Source organism: Streptomyces sp. NPDC012888 (genome assembly GCF_042900645.1).
In the GTDB taxonomy this organism is placed as follows: domain Bacteria; phylum Actinomycetota; class Actinomycetes; order Streptomycetales; family Streptomycetaceae; genus Streptomyces.
Map to the genome: position 1 here is coordinate 160874 of NZ_JBIBBM010000016.1, position 16908 is coordinate 177781.

The following is a 16908-nucleotide window of genomic DNA, read 5'->3' on the forward strand; positions in this document are numbered from 1 at the left end:
CCGGAGGATTCATGACCCCGCCCCCCGCCTATTCCGATTCGTACGGCGATTCGTCGTACGGGGAAGGCGACCAGCCGCTGGTCCGCCCGTACGCCATGACCGGCGGCCGGACCCGGCCGCGCTACCAGCTCGCCATCGAGGCGCTGGTCAGCACCACCGCCGATCCGATGCACCTGTCCGGCCTGCTCCCCGAGCACCAGCGCATCTGCACGCTGTGCCGGGAGGTCAAGTCGGTCGCGGAGGTGTCGGCCCTGCTGTCGATGCCGCTCGGCGTTGCCCGGATCCTGGTCGCCGACCTGGCCGAGGCCGGGATGGTGGCCATCCACCAGCCGGGCAATGGAGAGGCCGGCGGCACGCCGGACGTCACGCTGCTCGAAAGGGTGCTCAGTGGACTTCGCAAGCTCTAACGGTGGAGCGGCCCGCTCCACCACCTCCGCGAAGATCGTGGTGGCGGGCGGCTTCGGCGTGGGCAAGACCACGTTCGTCGGCGCGGTCTCCGAGATCAACCCCCTGCGCACCGAAGCCGTCATGACCAGCGCCAGCGCCGGCATCGACGACCTCACCCACACCGGGGACAAGACGACGACCACCGTCGCCATGGACTTCGGCCGCATCACCCTCGACCAGGACCTCATCCTCTACCTGTTCGGCACCCCCGGACAGGACCGCTTCTGGTTCATGTGGGACGACCTCGTCCGCGGCGCCATCGGCGCCGTCGTCCTCGTCGACACCCGCCGCCTCGCCGACTGCTTCCCCGCCGTCGACTACTTCGAGAACTCCGGCCTCCCCTTCGTCATCGCCCTCAACGGCTTCGACGGACACCAGCCCTACACCCCCGAAGAAGTCCGCGAAGCACTCCAGATCGGCCCCGACGCACCCATCATCACCACCGACGCCCGCCACCGCGCAGACGCCAAATCCGCCCTCATCACCCTCGTCGAACACGCACTCATGGCGCGTTTGAAGTAGAAGGGTTCACAATTCCTCCGCATGTCTACGGGCGGGCTGTGTCGTGGGACACGGCCCGCCCGTGTCGTTCATAACGTTTCGACAGAGAATTGGCCGCGGACGGACACAGGGCGCGTACGCCCGGTGCCGCTGCGCGCATGAACTCCCTGGACTTTGACGCGGCTCGCTCTTTATGTCCGATTTACGCGAGACATAAGTCTCTGGAAATGGCCGGTTTCAACTGTTTGGAACACGGCCGTTGCCCATGCTGGAATTCAACGAACTAGCTAGTAGCACCGCCGAGAGGTTGTTGGTCGAGTGAGGCGAAGCAACTCCAGCCCCGCGGAAGAACCCGCGCGCGGCAACTTCACCCCGCCGCCCCGCGCGGCCGCGTCCGTCGTCGACGCGCCCGTGGAGTCCGTGAGCAACGGCAGCACCAGCCGGTTCTCCCCCCGCAACTGGCGTGTGCGCACGCGTCTGAACGCCATCCTGCTGCTCCCCGTCCTCGTCGGACTGGTGATGGGCACCTTCCAGGTGAAGGGCTCCATCGACACCTGGAACGAGGCCAAGGACGCCGAGAAGACCGCCCGCATCGTCCAGGCGGCGGCGGAATACGGACAGGCGCTGCTCAACGAGCGCGACCTGACCGCCGCCCCGCTGCTCGCCAACGACCGCGACAACGAGGCCATAGCCAAGGCCCGCTCCGCGACCGACGCCGCGAAGGACAAGTTCGCCGAGGCCGTCAAGGACATGCCGGCCGAGCAGGGCCTGGAACGGCGCCTGCAGCTCTTCCAGCAGGAGGAGCCCAAGCTCCAGACGGTCCGCGAGAAGGCCTACTCCGCCGAGCTGGAGACGGCCAAGAAGGACCTCACCAACAACATGCCGGGGCCGATCCCGACCGAAGAGGGGTACGTGCTGGTCCAGCACTACCTCATGCAGTTCGCCAACGAACTGGGTCTGGGCACCGGCAACGTCACCAGCTACGGCCGCATGGTCTACGCGATCCAGCTCGCCAAGGCGGCCAACTCGCTGCAGCGCTCGGTCGGCACGCACCTGCTCATACGCCCGAGCACCAACGAGTCGGTCCGCAAGGCCCAGCTCGTCGCCTTCTCCTCGTACGCCTACCTCGAAGAGATCGCCATCGGCGAGTACGTCGCGGGTGGCACCGAGGCGGACACCGAGCGCCTCAAGGAGGTCATGGGCGCCAAGTCCGCCGCCGGCGCGGAGAAGCTCAAGGAGGCCGCGCAGCAGGCCGCTCAGGCCGGCAAGACCTTCAAGGCCCCGCCCGTGGTGGGCGGCTCGGCGCTGACCGGCATGACCGAGGCGATCGCGAGCGGCGAGTCCAAGGAGAAGCTGGCGCAGGGCGGCACCACCGCCACCGCCTGGCAGTACGCCGCCACCGCCAAGTTCGAGGGCTACTCGGAGATCGAGAAGGAACTGCTCGACAAGGCCGTCAACGACGCCATGGCGGTCTCCTCGGACGCCCGCACCGACGCCATCACCAACGGCGCCATCGTGGTCGTGGCCCTGCTCGCCGCCTTCATCGTCGCCGGTATGGTCGCCCGCCAGATGGGCCGCTCCATGGGCCGGCTGCGCACCGCCGCCTTCGACGTCGCCGAGCAGCGCCTGCCGTCCCTCGTCGACCAGCTCTCCCGGACCGACCCGGGCAAGGTCGACACCCGCGTGGTGCCCATCCCGATCGACTCCCAGGACGAGATCGGCGAGGTCGCCCGCGCCTTCGACCAGGTCCACCGCGAGGCGGTCCGGCTCGCCGCGGAGCAGGCGCTCCTGCGGGGCAACGTCAACGCGATCTTCACCAACCTGTCGCGCCGCAACCAGTCGCTGATCGAGGGCCAGCTGACCCTGATCACCGACCTGGAGAACAACGAGGCCGACCCGGACCAGCTGGAGAACCTGTTCCGGCTGGACCACCTGGCGACGCGTATGCGCCGCAACGGCGAGAACCTCCTCATCCTCGCGGGCGAGGAGCCGGGCCGCCGCTGGGACCAGCCGGTGCCCCTCGTCGACGTGCTGCGCGCCGCCTCCTCCGAGGTGGAGCAGTACGAGCGCATCGAGCTCTCCGGCGTCTCCGAGGCCGAGATCCACGGCCAGGCCGTGACCGACCTCGTGCACCTGCTCGCCGAGCTGCTGGAGAACGCCACCACGTTCTCCTCCCCGCAGACCAAGGTCCGCGTCAACGCCACCCGTCTCCCGGACGGCCGCGTGATGGTGGAGATCCACGACAAGGGAATCGGCCTGACCGCCGAGGACTTCGCGGACATCAACCACAAGCTGGCCAACCCGCCGACCGTGGACGTGGCGATCGCCCAGCGCATGGGCCTGTTCGTGGTCGGCCGCCTCGCCGACCGGCACGGCATCCGCGTCCAGCTGCGCCCGTCGGGCGAGCAGGCCGGCACCACCTCGCTGGTCATGCTGCCCGACGCCATCACGCACGGTGGCGGTGGCGAGGGCATACCGGACGACGACTTCACCGTCTCCTCGATGATCCCGCAGCAGCAGGCGTTCGACTCCGCCCCGATGCGTACCGCCGCCGAACTCGGTTTCGACGACTCCCGGTACGACAACCAGGGCGGCGGCGACGTCCGCGACCTCGACCCGGTGGGCCGCTCGCTGGTCCGCGAGGAGCGCCGGGCGGCGCTGGAGGCCCAGGTCGGCCAGGGCCAGCCGCAGCAGCCCGAGCAGGGCTTCCCCCAGGAGTTTCCGGAACCGCAGCCGGAGCACGGGTACCAGCCGTACCAGGGTTACGAGCAGCAGCCCGAACAGGGTTACGACGGCGACTACGCCGAACAGCCCGAGCAGGGTGGCTACGAGGCCTACCCGCAGCAGGGCTACGCGTATCCGGAGGGCTCGTACCAGGACGGCCCGCAGGCCGAACAGGGTTACGACGGCGGCTACGCCGAGCAGCCCCACCAGGCTGCCTGGCCGGAGCAGAACACTTATCCGGGCTCCTACCAGCAGGAGTACGGGACCGAATCGGAATCCCCGGCCGCTCCCGAACCGGCCCCGGAACGCGTAGGCTTCGACCGTCCGGACGCCGCTGCCGACACCGGTCACGGACTGACCGGCGCGGGTCTGCCGCGTCGCGGCAGCCAGCAGCAGTGGCAGCCGGCGCAGCAGGAAGCGGAGCCCACCAAGTCGCTCTTCGAGCAGCGGTCCCCGACCGCGGCCCGGGAGGAGGAGCAGGGCAGCGACTGGCGCTCGGCCAACGACGAGCGCTGGCAGCAGGCCGGCAAGCTCCGCCAGCCGAAGGCGGGCGGGGTCACCTCGTCCGGCCTGCCCCGGCGGGTGCCCAAGGCCAACCTGGTCGAGGGTGCGGCGGAGTCGACCCCGCAGGGGGGCCCACAGGTCTCCCGCGCCCCGGAGGACGTCCGTGGCAGGCTGAGTAACCTGCGACGTGGAGTCCAGCAGGGACGCACCGCGGGTTCGGAGCAGTCAAGTAACAGCTATGACCAGGAGCGTTAGTGTGAGCGGGATGAGCCAGGCGGCGCAGAACCTGAACTGGTTGATCACCAACTTCGTGGACAACACCCCCGGGGTGTCCCACACCGTGGTGGTCTCCGCCGACGGCCTTCTTCTGGCGATGTCGGAAGGGTTTCCGCGCGACCGCGCCGACCAGCTGGCGGCGGTGGCCTCCGGACTGACTTCGCTGACCGCAGGGGCCTCCCGCATCTTCGAGGGCGGCTCCGTCAACCAGACCGTGGTCGAGATGGACCGGGGCTTCCTGTTCCTGATGTCGATCTCCGACGGTTCCTCGCTGGCCGTGCTGGCGCACCCGGAGTGCGACATCGGCCTCGTGGGTTACGAGATGGCCCTTCTGGTGGACCGCGCGGGCACGGTGCTGACGCCCGATCTCCGCGCGGAGCTCCAGGGAAGTCTTCTCAGCTAGCAGACAGGCAGTGCGTTTCGCGTCACCGCCCCTTAGGGTGCGGTGGCGCGGTTACAACGGGAGTACTGCGTTTTGGAGTCGGAGGAGGAAACGTGACAACACCCGCAGGAGGACATCCTTATGGTGGCGCGGCACAGCCGCAGGGTGGGCACGACCAGAACCGCTTCAACTTCCCTTCCGCTCCCAGCCGTCCCGTAGCGGACCAGGGCCAGTACCAGGCTCCGTACGACAACCCGTACGGGCAGCCGCCCCAGCCGCCCCAGCGGCCCTACGCGGCGCCGCAGCAGCCCTCCAGGGCCGCCGCGCCGTCCGCACCCAAGGCGCACAACCCGCTCGTGCGCCCCTATGCCATGACCGGCGGCCGGACCCGGCCGCGCTACCAGCTCGCCATCGAGGCGCTGGTCAGTACCACGGCCGATCCGGCCCGCCTGCAAGGGCAGCTGCCCGAGCACCAGCGCATCTGCCGGCTCTGCCAAGAGATCAAATCGGTGGCCGAGATCTCGGCCCTCCTCTCCATCCCCCTCGGCGTTGCCCGAATCCTCGTCGCCGACCTGGCGGAGGCGGGACTTGTCGCCATCCACCAGCCCGGCGGCGACGAGTCCGCGGGTGGCCAGCCAGACGTGACACTGCTCGAAAGGGTGCTCAGTGGACTTCGCAAGCTCTAACGGTGGAGCGGCCCGCTCCACCACCTCCGCGAAGATCGTGGTGGCGGGCGGCTTCGGCGTGGGCAAGACCACGTTCGTCGGCGCGGTCTCCGAGATCAACCCCCTGCGCACCGAAGCCGTCATGACCAGCGCCAGCGCCGGCATCGACGACCTCACCCACACCGGGGACAAGACGACGACCACCGTCGCCATGGACTTCGGCCGCATCACCCTCGACCAGGACCTCATCCTCTACCTGTTCGGCACCCCCGGACAGGACCGCTTCTGGTTCATGTGGGACGACCTCGTCCGCGGCGCCATCGGCGCCGTCGTCCTCGTCGACACCCGCCGCCTCGCCGACTGCTTCCCCGCCGTCGACTACTTCGAGAACTCCGGCCTCCCCTTCGTCATCGCCCTCAACGGCTTCGACGGACACCAGCCCTACACCCCCGAAGAAGTCCGCGAAGCACTCCAGATCGGCCCCGACGCACCCATCATCACCACCGACGCCCGCCACCGCGCAGACGCCAAATCCGCCCTCATCACGCTGGTGGAGCACGCGCTGATGGCCCGCCTGCGGTAGTACTCCCGGCTCGCGCCGCCCGTCCGGAACGCCGGTACCCGTCTCGGGGTACCGGCGTTCGGCGTTTCCGTCGTCCCGGGTCGACGCGGGCGGGTGGCGGGCGGCGGGCATCGGCCTTCGGGCGTGGGGCTCCGGCGTTGCGCTCCGGGCATGCGGAAGGCCCCGCACCCTGGGGTCGGGTGCGGGGCCTTCCGGCGGCTCCGGGGCGCTCAGCCCTGCCAGCTGTGCGGGGCGCGGAAGCCCGGGGTGCGCTCCAGGCGGCGCCAGCCGGCGGTGGAGCGGCGGCGGGCGGCCGGGATCCTGGGGGTGGAGGCGGCGCGGGCCAGCAGGATGGCGGTGATGGCCGCCAGCTCCTCGGGCTCGGCGTTGCCCTTCTCGACTCGGAGCAGGGCGTCAGCGGGAGTGCTCATCGGTGGCGGGTCTCCTTACTGCGGCGGGTTGCCGTGCTTGCGGGACGGCAGGTCGGCGTGCTTGTTGCGGAGCATCGCGAGCGACTTGATCAGCACCTCGCGGGTCTCGGCGGGGTCGATGACGTCGTCCACGAGGCCGCGCTCGGCCGCGTAGTACGGGTGCATCAGCTCGGCCTTGTACTCCTTGACCATCCGGGCGCGCATGGCCTCGGGGTCCTCGGCATCGGCGATCTGCTTGCGGAAGATGACGTTGGCGGCGCCCTCGGCGCCCATGACGGCGATCTCGTTGGTCGGCCAGGCGTAGGTGAGGTCCGCACCGATGGACTGGGAGTCCATGACGATGTAGGCGCCGCCGTAGGCCTTGCGCAGGATCAGCGAGATGCGCGGCACGGTCGCGTTGCAGTACGCGTACAGCAGCTTGGCGCCGTGCCGGATGATGCCGCCGTGCTCCTGGTCGACGCCCGGCAGGAAGCCGGGGACGTCCAGGAAGGTGACGATCGGGATGTTGAAGGCGTCGCACATCTGGACGAAGCGCGCGGCCTTCTCGGAGGCCTCGATGTCCAGCACGCCGGCCAGGTGGCCCGGCTGGTTGGCGACGATGCCGACGACCTGGCCGTCGAAGCGGGCCAGTGCGCAGATGATGTTGCGGGCCCAGCGCTCGTGGATCTCCAGGACCTCGCCGTCGTCGACGAGCTCCTCGATGACCTTGAGCATGTCGTACGGGCGGTTGCCGTCGGCCGGGACCAGGTCCAGCAGGACGTCCGAGCGGCGGTCGGCCGGGTCGTCGCAGGTGTGGACCGGGGGGTTCTCCCGGTTGTTGGAGGGCAGCATCGAGATGAGGTAGCGGACCTCGGCGATGCAGGTCTCCTCGTCGTCGTACGCGAAGTGGGCCACGCCGGAGGTCTCGGCGTGCACGTCGGCGCCGCCGAGGCCGTTCTGGGTGATCTCCTCGCCGGTCACGGCGCGGACGACGTCCGGGCCGGTGATGAACATCTGCGAGGTCTCGCGGACCATGAAGACGAAGTCGGTGAGGGCCGGGCTGTAGGCCGCGCCGCCGGCGCACGGGCCGAGCATCACCGAGATCTGCGGGATGACGCCGGAGGCCCTGGTGTTGCGCTGGAAGATGCCGCCGTAGCCGGCGAGCGCGGAGACGCCCTCCTGGATACGGGCGCCGGCGCCGTCGTTGAGGGAGACCAGGGGGGCACCGGCCGCGATGGCCATGTCCATGATCTTGTGGATCTTGGTGGCGTGGGCCTCGCCGAGGGCGCCGCCGAAGATCCGGAAGTCGTGGGCGTAGACGAAGACCGTCCGGCCTTCGACGGTTCCCCATCCGGTGATCACACCGTCGGTGTAGGGCTTGCGGGCCTCCAGACCGAAACCGCTCGCGCGGTGCCGGCGGAGCTGCTCGACCTCCTGGAAGGAGCCCTCGTCGAGGAGGAGGGCGATCCGCTCGCGGGCGGTCAGCTTGCCCTTGGCGTGCTGGGCCTCGGTGGCGCGGTCACTGGGGCCGCGCCGCGCCTGCTCGCGCAGGGAGTGCAGCTCGGCGACGCGGCCGCGCGCGTCCGTCGGCTCGCCCGGAGTCTGGTCCACAACGGTCATGTGTCGACCTTACGAACCCGCGCAAGGGAAACCCTCCGTTGAATCCACACAGTCTCGGCGGCGATCCGCTGTGCGGGCCGGACAGAAGTCGCCGGGCCGGCAAGGACATCACCAGGAGGGAGGGTGGTCCTTTGTGGAGTGTCCACAAAGGAGGCGAGACTGTTGAAATTTGAACGGAATGCTCCTAAGGTGATTCTCGTTGAACCTTCAACCAACGGCTTCCCAGCCCGACCCCTCAGGAGTACGTCATGGGCCTCTTCAACCGCCGCAGCCAGTCCGCCGCCCCGGCCGCCGCCACCACCGCCACCGCCACCCTCCCCGTGGACCCGGCCCTGGCCGCCCTCACCGGCGAGTACACCGTCGACCCGGCGCATAGCCGCATCGGCTTCACCGTCCGGCACGCCATGGTCACCAACGTCCGCGGCTCCTTCGCCGGCTTCGAGGGCACCCTGGGTCTGGACGGGGCCGACCCGTCGCGGTCCACCGCCTCCATCGACGTGGACATCGCGTCGGTCTCCACCGGCATCGCCGACCGTGACGCCCACCTGCTCGGCAGCGACTTCTTCGACGCCGAGCTGTTCCCCCGGATGACCTTCCGGTCCACCCGCGCCGAGGCGCTCGGCGGGGACGCGTACCGCATCACCGGTGACCTCACCATCAAGGACGTCACCCGCCCCCTCTCCATCGACCTGGAGTTCAACGGCGCGGCCACCGACGTCTACGGCAGCGAGCGGGTCGGCTTCGAGGGCAGCGCCGACATCCTGCGCTCCGACTGGGGTCTGACCTGGAACGCGGCCCTGGAGGCCGGCGGTGTGATGGTCAGCGACAAGGTGAAGCTCACCTTCGACATCTCGGCCGTCAAGCAGGGCTGAAGCGGATGCCGGCAGGGCGGGGCGGTGCGGGGCGGGCTACGGCTCGGGCCGTGACCCGGACTCGGGGCCTGACTCGGGCTCGGGGCCTGACTCGGGCTCGGGCTCGGGCTCGCCTAGAAGCCGCCCCCGCCGTCGAAGCCGCCACCCCCGCCGAAGTCGCCGCCGCCGAAGCCGGAGGCGTCGAAGTCGGCGCCGGAGAAGTCCCCGCCCTCGAACCCGCCGAGGTCGCCGCCGTAGCCGGCGGCGTAGGCCGGGCCGGACATCATCGAGCCGAGCATGGTGCCCATCAGCAGGCCGGGCAGGATGCCGCCGCCGAAGTACCCGCCGGCCCACGGGCCGTACGCCGGGCCGGCGTCGTAGTACGGGCGGGGCCCGGTCTCGGTGTCGACCGTACGCACCATCGGCTCCCGGCCCTCGCGCAGCCGGACCGCGTCCGCCGCGCAGACCGGCACGGTACGGGCGGTCCCGCCGGCCGGAGCCCACGCGGCGTCCTCGGTACTGGGCCCGTGACGGGGGTCGAAGAAGCACGGCGAGCGCCGCTCGGGCAGCGGCCGGCCCTCCCGCCGGGCGGCCAGCACGGCGAGCGAGAAGCGGCCGTCCTCCAGGGCCTGGGTGACGCCCTGGACCTCATGGGGGTGCTGCACGTTCCCCATGATCTGCTTGGCTTTGTCGTACGAGTCCAGGGCCTGCTCGTAGTCCCCGCGCATGGCGTCGTCGGCGCCGGGCTCGCCGGGGTGGAAGTCCAGCCGCTCCAGCTCCTCGCCGAACGCGGTGATGTCCTCGTCGACGACCACCCGGAGCTTCTCGATGGCCTCTCGTTCGGCCTCTTCCCTCCTCTTGCGGTTGCGCCGCACGAGGGCGTACGCGCCGCCCCCGCCGAGCGCGGCCAGCGCGCCGAGGGTGACCAGGCCGCCGACCGGGACGCCGTCCCCGGCGCCGGTGGTGCCCCAGGAGGCCGGGGCGCCGCCCTTGACCTGGGGCAGGGCCTGGTCGACGAAGTTGTTCAGCTGCGTGGCGGCGTCCACAGGGCCGCCCGCCTTGACCGAGTCGCTCAGGTTGCGCACCGCGTTGACGGGCATCACGGACCGGTCCGCGCCGGCGTCGAAGCCCTCGCCCAGCCGGACGGCGTAGAGGCCGGTGATGCCGGTCTCGGTGCGCAGGGTCCGCAGGAGGGTCTCGGGCGGGAACTCCGGCGAGTTCGGCAGCACGGCCACGAACACCGGCTTCCCGGCGTCCGTGATCTTCTTGGCCAGCGCCTTGGCCTCCCCCTCGGACAGCTGCCCCTCGGCCCGCGGATCGACGTAGACCGGCCCCTCCTTCAGCGCCTCGGCCACGGCCGCGGTCCCGGTGGCGGCCGCCGCCTGCGGCGCCACGACGAGGGCGGACGCGGAAAGCGCCAACAGCAGACCGGAAAGTGCGGATATCAGCCTGGTCCTCATGTCTACGACGCTACCCGAACGGGCTAATTCCGGCGTTAAGGGTGCATAAAGCAATCCACCGACATCTTCCGCCCCGCGCGCCTGTGCTCCGGCGGAGGGGGTGGAGCTCGTGAAGGGCGAGAGAAACGCCGACGCGGACGGGTCGGGTGCCGGCGGCCGGTGACTTGGAACGGCCGGTCGCCGGGCGATGTCCCGGAAGGAGCTCCGGCAGCATCGCGCGGAGGCCTGCTGCCGGCCGCGGAACGGTTACTCGGCGGGCTGGACTCCGGCGTGGAGGAGGCCGTAGGTGAAGGCGTCCTCCAGGGCCTGCCAGGAGGCGGCGATGACGTTCGCGGCCACGCCGACCGTGTTCCAGTCGCGTTCGCCGTCGGTGGTGGTGACGAGGACGCGGGTGGTGGACGAGGTGCCGTGGGCGCCCTCCAGGATGCGGACCTTGTAGTCCACCAGCTCGAACTTGGCCAGCTGCGGGTAGAACCGCTCCAGGGCCACGCGCAGGGCCCGGTCCAGGGCGTTCACCGGGCCGTTGCCCTCGGCGGTGGCCACGATGCGCTCGCCCTTGGCCCACAGCTTCACCGTGGCCTCGTTGGCGTGCGTGCCGTCCGGGCGGTCCTCGACGATCGCCCGCCAGGACTCGATGCGGAAGAAGCGGCGGGCCCGGCCCTCGGCCTCGGCGCGGAGCAGCAGCTCGAAGGAGGCGTCGGCGGCCTCGTAGGTGTAACCGGCCAGCTCGCGCTCCTTGACCCGCTCCACCACGCGCGCGACCAGGGCGCGGTCGCCGCCGAGGTCCACGCCGAGCTCCTTGCCCTTGAGCTCGATGGAGGCCCGGCCGGCCATGTCGGAGACCAGCATCCGCATGGTGTTGCCGACCAGTTCGGGGTCGATGTGCTGGTACAGGTCGGGGTCGACCTTGATCGCGGAGGCGTGCAGGCCGGCCTTGTGGGCGAAGGCGGAGACGCCGACGTACGGCTGGTGGGTGGAGGGGGTGAGGTTGACGACCTCGGCGATGGCGTGGGAGATCCGGGTCATCTCGGCCAGCGCGCCGTCGGGGAGGACCTTGCGGCCGTACTTGATCTCCAGGGCGGCGACCACGGGGAAGAGGTTGGCGTTGCCGACGCGTTCGCCGTAGCCGTTGGCGGTGCACTGGACGTGGGTGGCGCCGGCGTCGACGGCGGCCAGGGTGTTGGCGACGGCGCAGCCGGTGTCGTCCTGGGCGTGGATGCCGAGGCGGGCGCCGGTGTCGGCGAGGACGGTGGAGACGACCGCGGTGACCTGCGCCGGGAGCATGCCGCCGTTGGTGTCGCAGAGGACGACCACGTCGGCGCCGGCCTCGTGGGCGGTGCGGACCACGGACTTCGCGTACTCGGGGTTGGCGCGGTAGCCGTCGAAGAAGTGCTCGCAGTCGACGAACACGCGGCGGCCCTGGGCGACCAGGTGGGAGACGGTGTCGCGGACCATCTCCAGGTTCTCGTCCAGGGTGGTGCGCAGGGCCAGTTCGACGTGCCGGTCGTGGGACTTGGCGACCAGGGTGATGACGGGGGCGCCGGACGCCAGGAGGGCCCGCACCTGGGGGTCCTCGGCGGCGGAGCCGCCGGCCCGGCGGGTGGCGCCGAAGGCGACCAGCTGGGCGTTCCTGAAGTCGATCTCGGCGCGGGCGCGGGCGAAGAACTCGGTGTCGCGCGGGTTGGCGCCGGGCCAGCCGCCCTCGATGAAGCCGACGCCGAACTCGTCGAGGTACCGGGCGATGGTCAGCTTGTCGGCGACCGTGAGGTTGATGCCCTCGCGCTGCGCGCCGTCCCGGAGCGTGGTGTCGAAGACGTGGAAACCGTCGTCGAGGACCGGCTTCGTCCCTGTCGCCTCTGTGGTCGTCATGCTGATCTGGCTCCTGTCGGGTGAGTGGCTCCGGATGCCCGGGATCCACTTGCCCCCATCATCGCGCGCGGGCCGCTTCCGGCCGGAATGGCGCCGGTAAACGAAAAGACCCCTCGCGGGTGCGAGAGGTCTGCGCGCGGGTCTGGGGCACGGTGGCCGCGGCCGCGGAGGTTGTCCACGGGTCAGCGGTCACTGGGGACCGGCGCGCTGCTGCCGATAATCATGGGCTGAGCAAGCACGGTCGCAGTTTGCCACACGTCTCGCGGGGCGCGCCGCCGGTCTCACGATGCGGTCACCCCCGCCGCGCGATGCGGCCCGCCGCCTCCGTGCGGCCCGCCGGCTCGCCGCCGCGTTGGTCCGGGCCGCCGGGTGCCGGGCGCCGCCCACACCGGCGGCGGCCGCGACGGGCGTCAGGGGGTCAGGGGGCCAGGGAGGCTGTGAAGTGGTCGTGGACGTGGGTGAGGATCTCTTCGCGGGTGAGGGTCGGCAGGCCCACCGCCAGCTGGAGGCTGAACCCGTCCAGCAGCGCCCGCGCCCGCGTCGCGAAGCGGTCCGCGTCCACCGGGCGGAACTCGCCGCGCGAGATGCCCTCCGCGACGAGGGCGACCAGGTCGCGGTGCCAGGCCCCCTCGATCGCCGCCTGCCGTTCCCGCTCCTCGGGCCCCGCGTCCTGCGAGCGGTTCCAGACCTCCAGCCAGAGCGTCCAGTGCGGGTCGCGGGCGAAGCGGGGGACGTACAGGTCGACGTACGCCTCCAGGCGTTCACGGACCGGGCCGCGCCGGGAGAGCAGCGCCCTGCGTTCGCTGCCGAGCGCGGCCTCGCTCCACTCCAGGGTCTGCAGCAGCAGCTCGTCCTTGCTGCGGAAGTAGTACAGGAGGTGGCCGCTGCTCATGCCGACCTCACGGCCGAGGCCGGCCATGGTGAGGCCGTCCAGGCCGCGTTCGGCGATCATGGCCATGGCGGCGGCGAGGACCTCCTCGCGCGGCGGCGCGTTCCGCCGCGTCGCACGTGCTCCACCCGCCGCCATGACCACTCCCTCACACCTTCGGCTGCTGCTGGGTGATGCAGTGGATACCGCCACCCCCGGCGAAAATCGTACGTGCGTCAACGAGCTGCACGGTCCGCTCGGGGAACAGTCCGCGGAAGATCTCGGCGGCCTCCTCGTCGCGCGGGTCGTCGAAGGCGCACAGGACGATGCCGTCGTTGCACTGGTAGTGGTTGATGTAGGAGTAGTCGACCCACTCGCCGTCCTCCTCCAGGACGGTGGGCGCGGGGATCTCGACGACCTCCAGCTGCCGGCCCCGGGCGTCGGTGGAGGCGCGCAGCAGGGCGGCGATGAACTTGCACCGTTCGTGGTCGGGGTGGGCGGGGTCGGGCTGGGTGTGGACCATGACCACGCCGGGGCGGGCGAACGCGGCGACGATGTCCACGTGGCCCTGGGTGCCGTAGGTGCCGTAGTCGCCGGCCAGGCCGTACGGCAGCCAGATCGCCTTGGTGGTGCCGAGGTGGGCGTGGATCTCCCGCTCCACCTGCTCGCGGGTCCAGTCGGGGTTGCGGCCCTCGCCGAGCTGGACGGTGTCGGTCAGCAGGACGGTGCCCTCGCCGTCGACGTGGATGGCGCCGCCCTCGTTGACCAGGGGGGTGGAGAAGGTGCGGGTGCCGGCGAGGTCGGAGACGTGCCGGGCGATCTTGGAGTCGTTGTCCCAGCGGGCCCATTCCTGGGCGCCCCAGCCGTTGAAGGTCCAGTCGACGGCGGCGAGCTCGCCCTGGGCGCTGGTGACGAAGGTGGGGCCGATGTCGCGCATCCAGGCGTCGTCGAGCTCGCGCTCGACGATCTCGATGGGGTGCTTGTCGCCGGCGCCGACGACGGCGCGGGCGCCCTCGGTGTCGCCGGGCGACACGACCAGGGTGACCGGTTCGAAGCCGCTGACGGCGCGGGCGACCGAGCCCCAGGCGTCGCGGGCCTCGGCGAGCTCCTCGTCGTTGGTGAAGGTGGGGTTGGGGCTGGGCCAGGCCATCCAGGTGCGCTCGTGCGGGGCCCACTCGGGGGGCATCCGGAATCCGGCGTCGGCGGGCTTCTCGGGCGTTGCGGTCATGGTGGGGGTCCTTGCTGCTACAGGAAGTACAGGCGGTTGAGGGAGACCGAGTCGGCGGCTTCGGAGCGGAGCGGCTCCCCGTCGAGGGAGACGAGGCCGCTGCGTGCGTCGACGTCGACCGCGCCCACCCGGGAGTTGAGGAGCATGTCCTTGGGTCCGATGCCGCGGGTGCCGCGGACGGCGACGCGGCGTCGGCGGGTCGGCATGGCGTCGCCGCCGAGGGCCGCGGCGGCGGCCGAGACGAAGGCGACGGAGATGTCGGCCGCGGTGGCGCCGTGGGCGCCGAACTGCGGGCCGAGCACCAGGGGTTCGCAGGTGTCGGTGGCGGCGTTGGGGTCGCCGGTGACGCCGTAGGCGGGGAATCCGGACTTGAGGACGAGCTGGGGCTTGGCGCCGAAGAACGCCGGGCGCCACAGCACGATGTCGGCGAGCTTGCCGACCTCGATGGAGCCGATCTCGTGGGCGAGGCCGTGGGCGATGGCCGGGTTGATGGTCAGCTTGGCCATGTAGCGCAGGACGCGGGCGTTGTCGTCGCCCTCGCCGTCACCCTCGAGCGGGCCGAGCTCGGCCTTCATCTTGGCGGCCATCGCGAAGGTGCGGCGGACGGTCTCGCCGGCCCGGCCCATGCCCTGCGCGTCGGAGGAGGTGATGCCGATGGCGCCCAGGTCGTGCAGGACGTCCTCGGCCCCCATGGTCCCGGCCCGGATGCGGTCGCGGGCCATGGCGGCGTCGCCGGGCAGGTCGGGCTTGAGGTCGTGGACGGAGACGATCATGCCGTAGTGCTCGGCGACGGCGTCCCGGCCGAAGGGCAGGGTGGGGTTGGTGGAGGAGCCGATGACGTTCGGCACGCCGGCCATCTTCAGGACGTTGGGGACGTGCCCGCCGCCGCAGCCCTCGATGTGGAAGGCGTGGATGGTGCGGCCTTCCAGCACGCGCAGGGTGTCCTCGACGGAGAGGCACTCGTTGAGGCCGTCCGAGTGCAGGGCCACCTGTACGTCGTGTTCCTCGGCCACCCGGAGGGCCGTGTCCAGGGCGCGGGTGTGGGCGCCCATGTCCTCGTGGACCTTGAAGCCGCTGGCTCCGCCCTCGGCCAGCGCCTCCACCAACGGGGCGGCGTCGGAGGACGAACCGCGGGCGAGGAAGCCGATGTTGACGGGCCAGGCGTCGAAGGCGTTGAAGGCGTGCTTGAGCGCCCACGGGGAGTTGACTCCGACGCCCCAGACCGGGCCGAACTCCTGGCCGATCACGGTGGTGACGCCGGCGGCCAGCGAGGCCTCCATGATCCGCGGGGAGAGCAGGTGGACGTGGGTGTCGACGGCGCCGGCGGTGGCGATGAGGCCTTCGCCGGAGACGATGCTGGTGCCGGTGCCGACGACCACGTCGACGCCGTCGAGGGTGTCGGGGTTGCCGGCCCGGCCGATGGCGTGGATGCGGCCCTCGCGGATGCCGACGGACACCTTCCGGATGCCGAGGACGGCGTCGATGACCAGCACGTTGCTGATGACGACGTCGCAGGTCTCGCGGACGGCGGCGGCCTTCAGGTGGAGTCCGTCGCGGGCGGTCTTGCCGAAGCCGGCGAGGAACTCGTCGCCGGGCTTCTGCGCGTCCGACTCGACCCGTACGGTCAGGCCCGAGTCGCCGAGCCGGACGCGGTCGCCGGCCCGGGGGCCGAAGACGGAGGCGTACTCGTGCGGGTCGATGTGCCGGCTGCCCGGCGCACAGTGGTCGCTGTGCTTGGTCTTCTTGCTCACGCGTCCGTTCCTTCCGGGGCCGGGGCGCCGAGGTAGCCGCAGGCGGCGGCCTTGCGCAGGGCCTCTTCCTTCGCTCCGGGGGCGTCGAGGGGGCCGTCGACCAGGCCGGCGAAGCCGATCGCGACGCGGTCGCCGCCGATGGGCACCAGTCCGACCTCGAACTCGCCCCCCGCGTCGAAGCGGACGGAGGAGCCGGCCGGCACGCAGAGCCGCATGCCGTAGGCGGCGGCCCGGTCGAAGTCGAGGCGGGGGTTCGCCTCGAAGAAGTGGAAGTGCGAGGTCACGCTGACCGGCACGGTCGCGGTGTTGCGGACGGTCAGCCGGAGCTCCGGTTCGGGGGCCGGGGTCTCGGGGCCGGGCACCACGGCGCCGGGCGCGTCGTCACCCAGCCCGACGGCGCCCCGGATGGGCGCGGACACCACGGCGAGGCGGGAGCCGTCGTCGAAGACGGCCTCCACGTGGATCTCGGTGACCACGTCGGCCACGCCCGGCAGGACGTCCTCGGGTCCGAGCACGCTGCGGGCGGCCTCGATGGCCTCGGCCAGCCGCTTGCCGTCGCGCGCGGCCTCGCAGACCGTGTCCGCGATCAGCGCGGTCGCCTCCGGGACATTGAGCCGCAGGCCGCGCGCGCGACGGGCGCGGGCCAGTTCCGCCGCGCTGAACAGCAGCAGCCGGTCGCGCTCCGTTGGGGTCAGCCGCACGACGTCCACCTCCAAGGTCAAGGTTTAGAGCATCACTCTAACTCTTCGTCGCCCATCCAGGAACCATTGACCTGACCGGCGGGGGTGCG

General features: G+C 71.3%; 15 protein-coding genes. 7 read left to right on the forward strand and 8 right to left on the reverse strand.

Translation table 11 applies throughout. The features are described 5' to 3' along the window. The first annotated feature begins 11 nt into the window (after positions 1 to 11). From ACFY61_RS25915 to ACFY61_RS25940, 6 genes are all read left to right on the forward strand, one after another. Positions 12 to 407 carry a DUF742 domain-containing protein gene (locus ACFY61_RS25915; protein WP_389475572.1) on the forward strand — a complete coding sequence of 132 codons (396 nt, stop codon included), beginning with the start codon at positions 12 to 14 and terminating at the stop codon, positions 405 to 407. After that, positions 388 to 969 (forward strand): ATP/GTP-binding protein, encoded by a 582-nt coding sequence (locus ACFY61_RS25920; RefSeq protein WP_114054330.1) that lies wholly within the window; start codon positions 388 to 390, stop codon positions 967 to 969. Before ACFY61_RS25915 ends, ACFY61_RS25920 begins: the two co-directional genes overlap by 20 nt. A gap of 297 nt (positions 970 to 1266) precedes the next feature. Then, entirely contained in the window at positions 1267 to 4431 is a 3165-nt protein-coding gene (locus tag ACFY61_RS25925) for a nitrate- and nitrite sensing domain-containing protein (protein ID WP_389475574.1), read from the forward strand. Positions 4432 to 4441: 10 nt separating this feature from the next. Then, positions 4442 to 4855 carry a roadblock/LC7 domain-containing protein gene (locus tag ACFY61_RS25930; protein WP_389475576.1) on the forward strand — a complete coding sequence of 138 codons (414 nt, stop codon included), beginning with the start codon at positions 4442 to 4444 and terminating at the stop codon, positions 4853 to 4855. A gap of 92 nt (positions 4856 to 4947) precedes the next feature. Beyond that, positions 4948 to 5520, forward strand: coding sequence for a DUF742 domain-containing protein (locus ACFY61_RS25935; RefSeq protein ID WP_389475578.1), 573 nt, complete (start codon positions 4948 to 4950; stop codon positions 5518 to 5520). After that, entirely contained in the window at positions 5501 to 6082 is a 582-nt protein-coding gene (locus tag ACFY61_RS25940; RefSeq protein ID WP_037792108.1) for an ATP/GTP-binding protein, read from the forward strand. The genes ACFY61_RS25935 and ACFY61_RS25940 overlap by 20 nt, the downstream gene beginning before the upstream one ends. A 209-nt stretch (positions 6083 to 6291) precedes the next feature. Here the strand turns inward: ACFY61_RS25940 and ACFY61_RS25945 are convergent, their stop codons facing one another. Together ACFY61_RS25945 and ACFY61_RS25950 are read right to left on the reverse strand one after the other, a co-directional pair. Continuing rightward, entirely contained in the window at positions 6292 to 6492 is a 201-nt protein-coding gene (locus ACFY61_RS25945) for an acyl-CoA carboxylase subunit epsilon (protein ID WP_389475580.1), read from the reverse strand. 15 nt (positions 6493 to 6507) lie between these two features. Continuing rightward, positions 6508 to 8091, reverse strand: coding sequence for an acyl-CoA carboxylase subunit beta (locus tag ACFY61_RS25950; RefSeq protein ID WP_389475582.1), 1584 nt, complete (start codon positions 8089 to 8091; stop codon positions 6508 to 6510). Positions 8092 to 8339: 248 nt separating this feature from the next. On the opposite strand from ACFY61_RS25950, the gene ACFY61_RS25955 reads away from it, so the two are divergent. Then, a complete protein-coding gene (locus ACFY61_RS25955; protein WP_389475584.1) occupies positions 8340 to 8963 on the forward strand; it encodes a YceI family protein in 624 nt (207 codons plus the stop codon). A 113-nt stretch (positions 8964 to 9076) separates the two neighbouring features. Here ACFY61_RS25955 and ACFY61_RS25960 read toward each other — a convergent pair whose 3' ends face one another. The 6 genes from ACFY61_RS25960 to ureA all read right to left on the reverse strand — a co-directional run bounded on the left by ACFY61_RS25960 (position 9077) and on the right by ureA (position 16819). Next, the gene (locus tag ACFY61_RS25960; RefSeq protein ID WP_389475585.1) at positions 9077 to 10402 is read right to left on the reverse strand and encodes a hypothetical protein; all 1326 of its coding nucleotides are present in this window, start codon (positions 10400 to 10402) and stop codon (positions 9077 to 9079) included. Between the two features lie 246 nt (positions 10403 to 10648). After that, a complete protein-coding gene (gene cimA / locus ACFY61_RS25965) occupies positions 10649 to 12271 on the reverse strand; it encodes a citramalate synthase (protein ID WP_389475587.1) in 1623 nt (540 codons plus the stop codon). A gap of 418 nt (positions 12272 to 12689) precedes the next feature. Then, positions 12690 to 13298, reverse strand: a complete 609-nt coding sequence (locus ACFY61_RS25970) for a TetR/AcrR family transcriptional regulator (RefSeq protein WP_389475589.1) — start codon at positions 13296 to 13298, stop codon at positions 12690 to 12692. Between the two features lie 10 nt (positions 13299 to 13308). Next, positions 13309 to 14367, reverse strand: coding sequence for an agmatine/peptidylarginine deiminase (locus ACFY61_RS25975; RefSeq protein WP_389475591.1), 1059 nt, complete (start codon positions 14365 to 14367; stop codon positions 13309 to 13311). A gap of 17 nt (positions 14368 to 14384) precedes the next feature. Further along, the gene (locus ACFY61_RS25980) at positions 14385 to 16067 is read right to left on the reverse strand and encodes an urease subunit alpha (protein ID WP_389475659.1); all 1683 of its coding nucleotides are present in this window, start codon (positions 16065 to 16067) and stop codon (positions 14385 to 14387) included. A gap of 47 nt (positions 16068 to 16114) precedes the next feature. Next, positions 16115 to 16819, reverse strand: coding sequence for an urease subunit gamma (ureA, locus tag ACFY61_RS25985; RefSeq protein WP_389475661.1), 705 nt, complete (start codon positions 16817 to 16819; stop codon positions 16115 to 16117). Positions 16820 to 16908 lie beyond the last annotated feature (89 nt).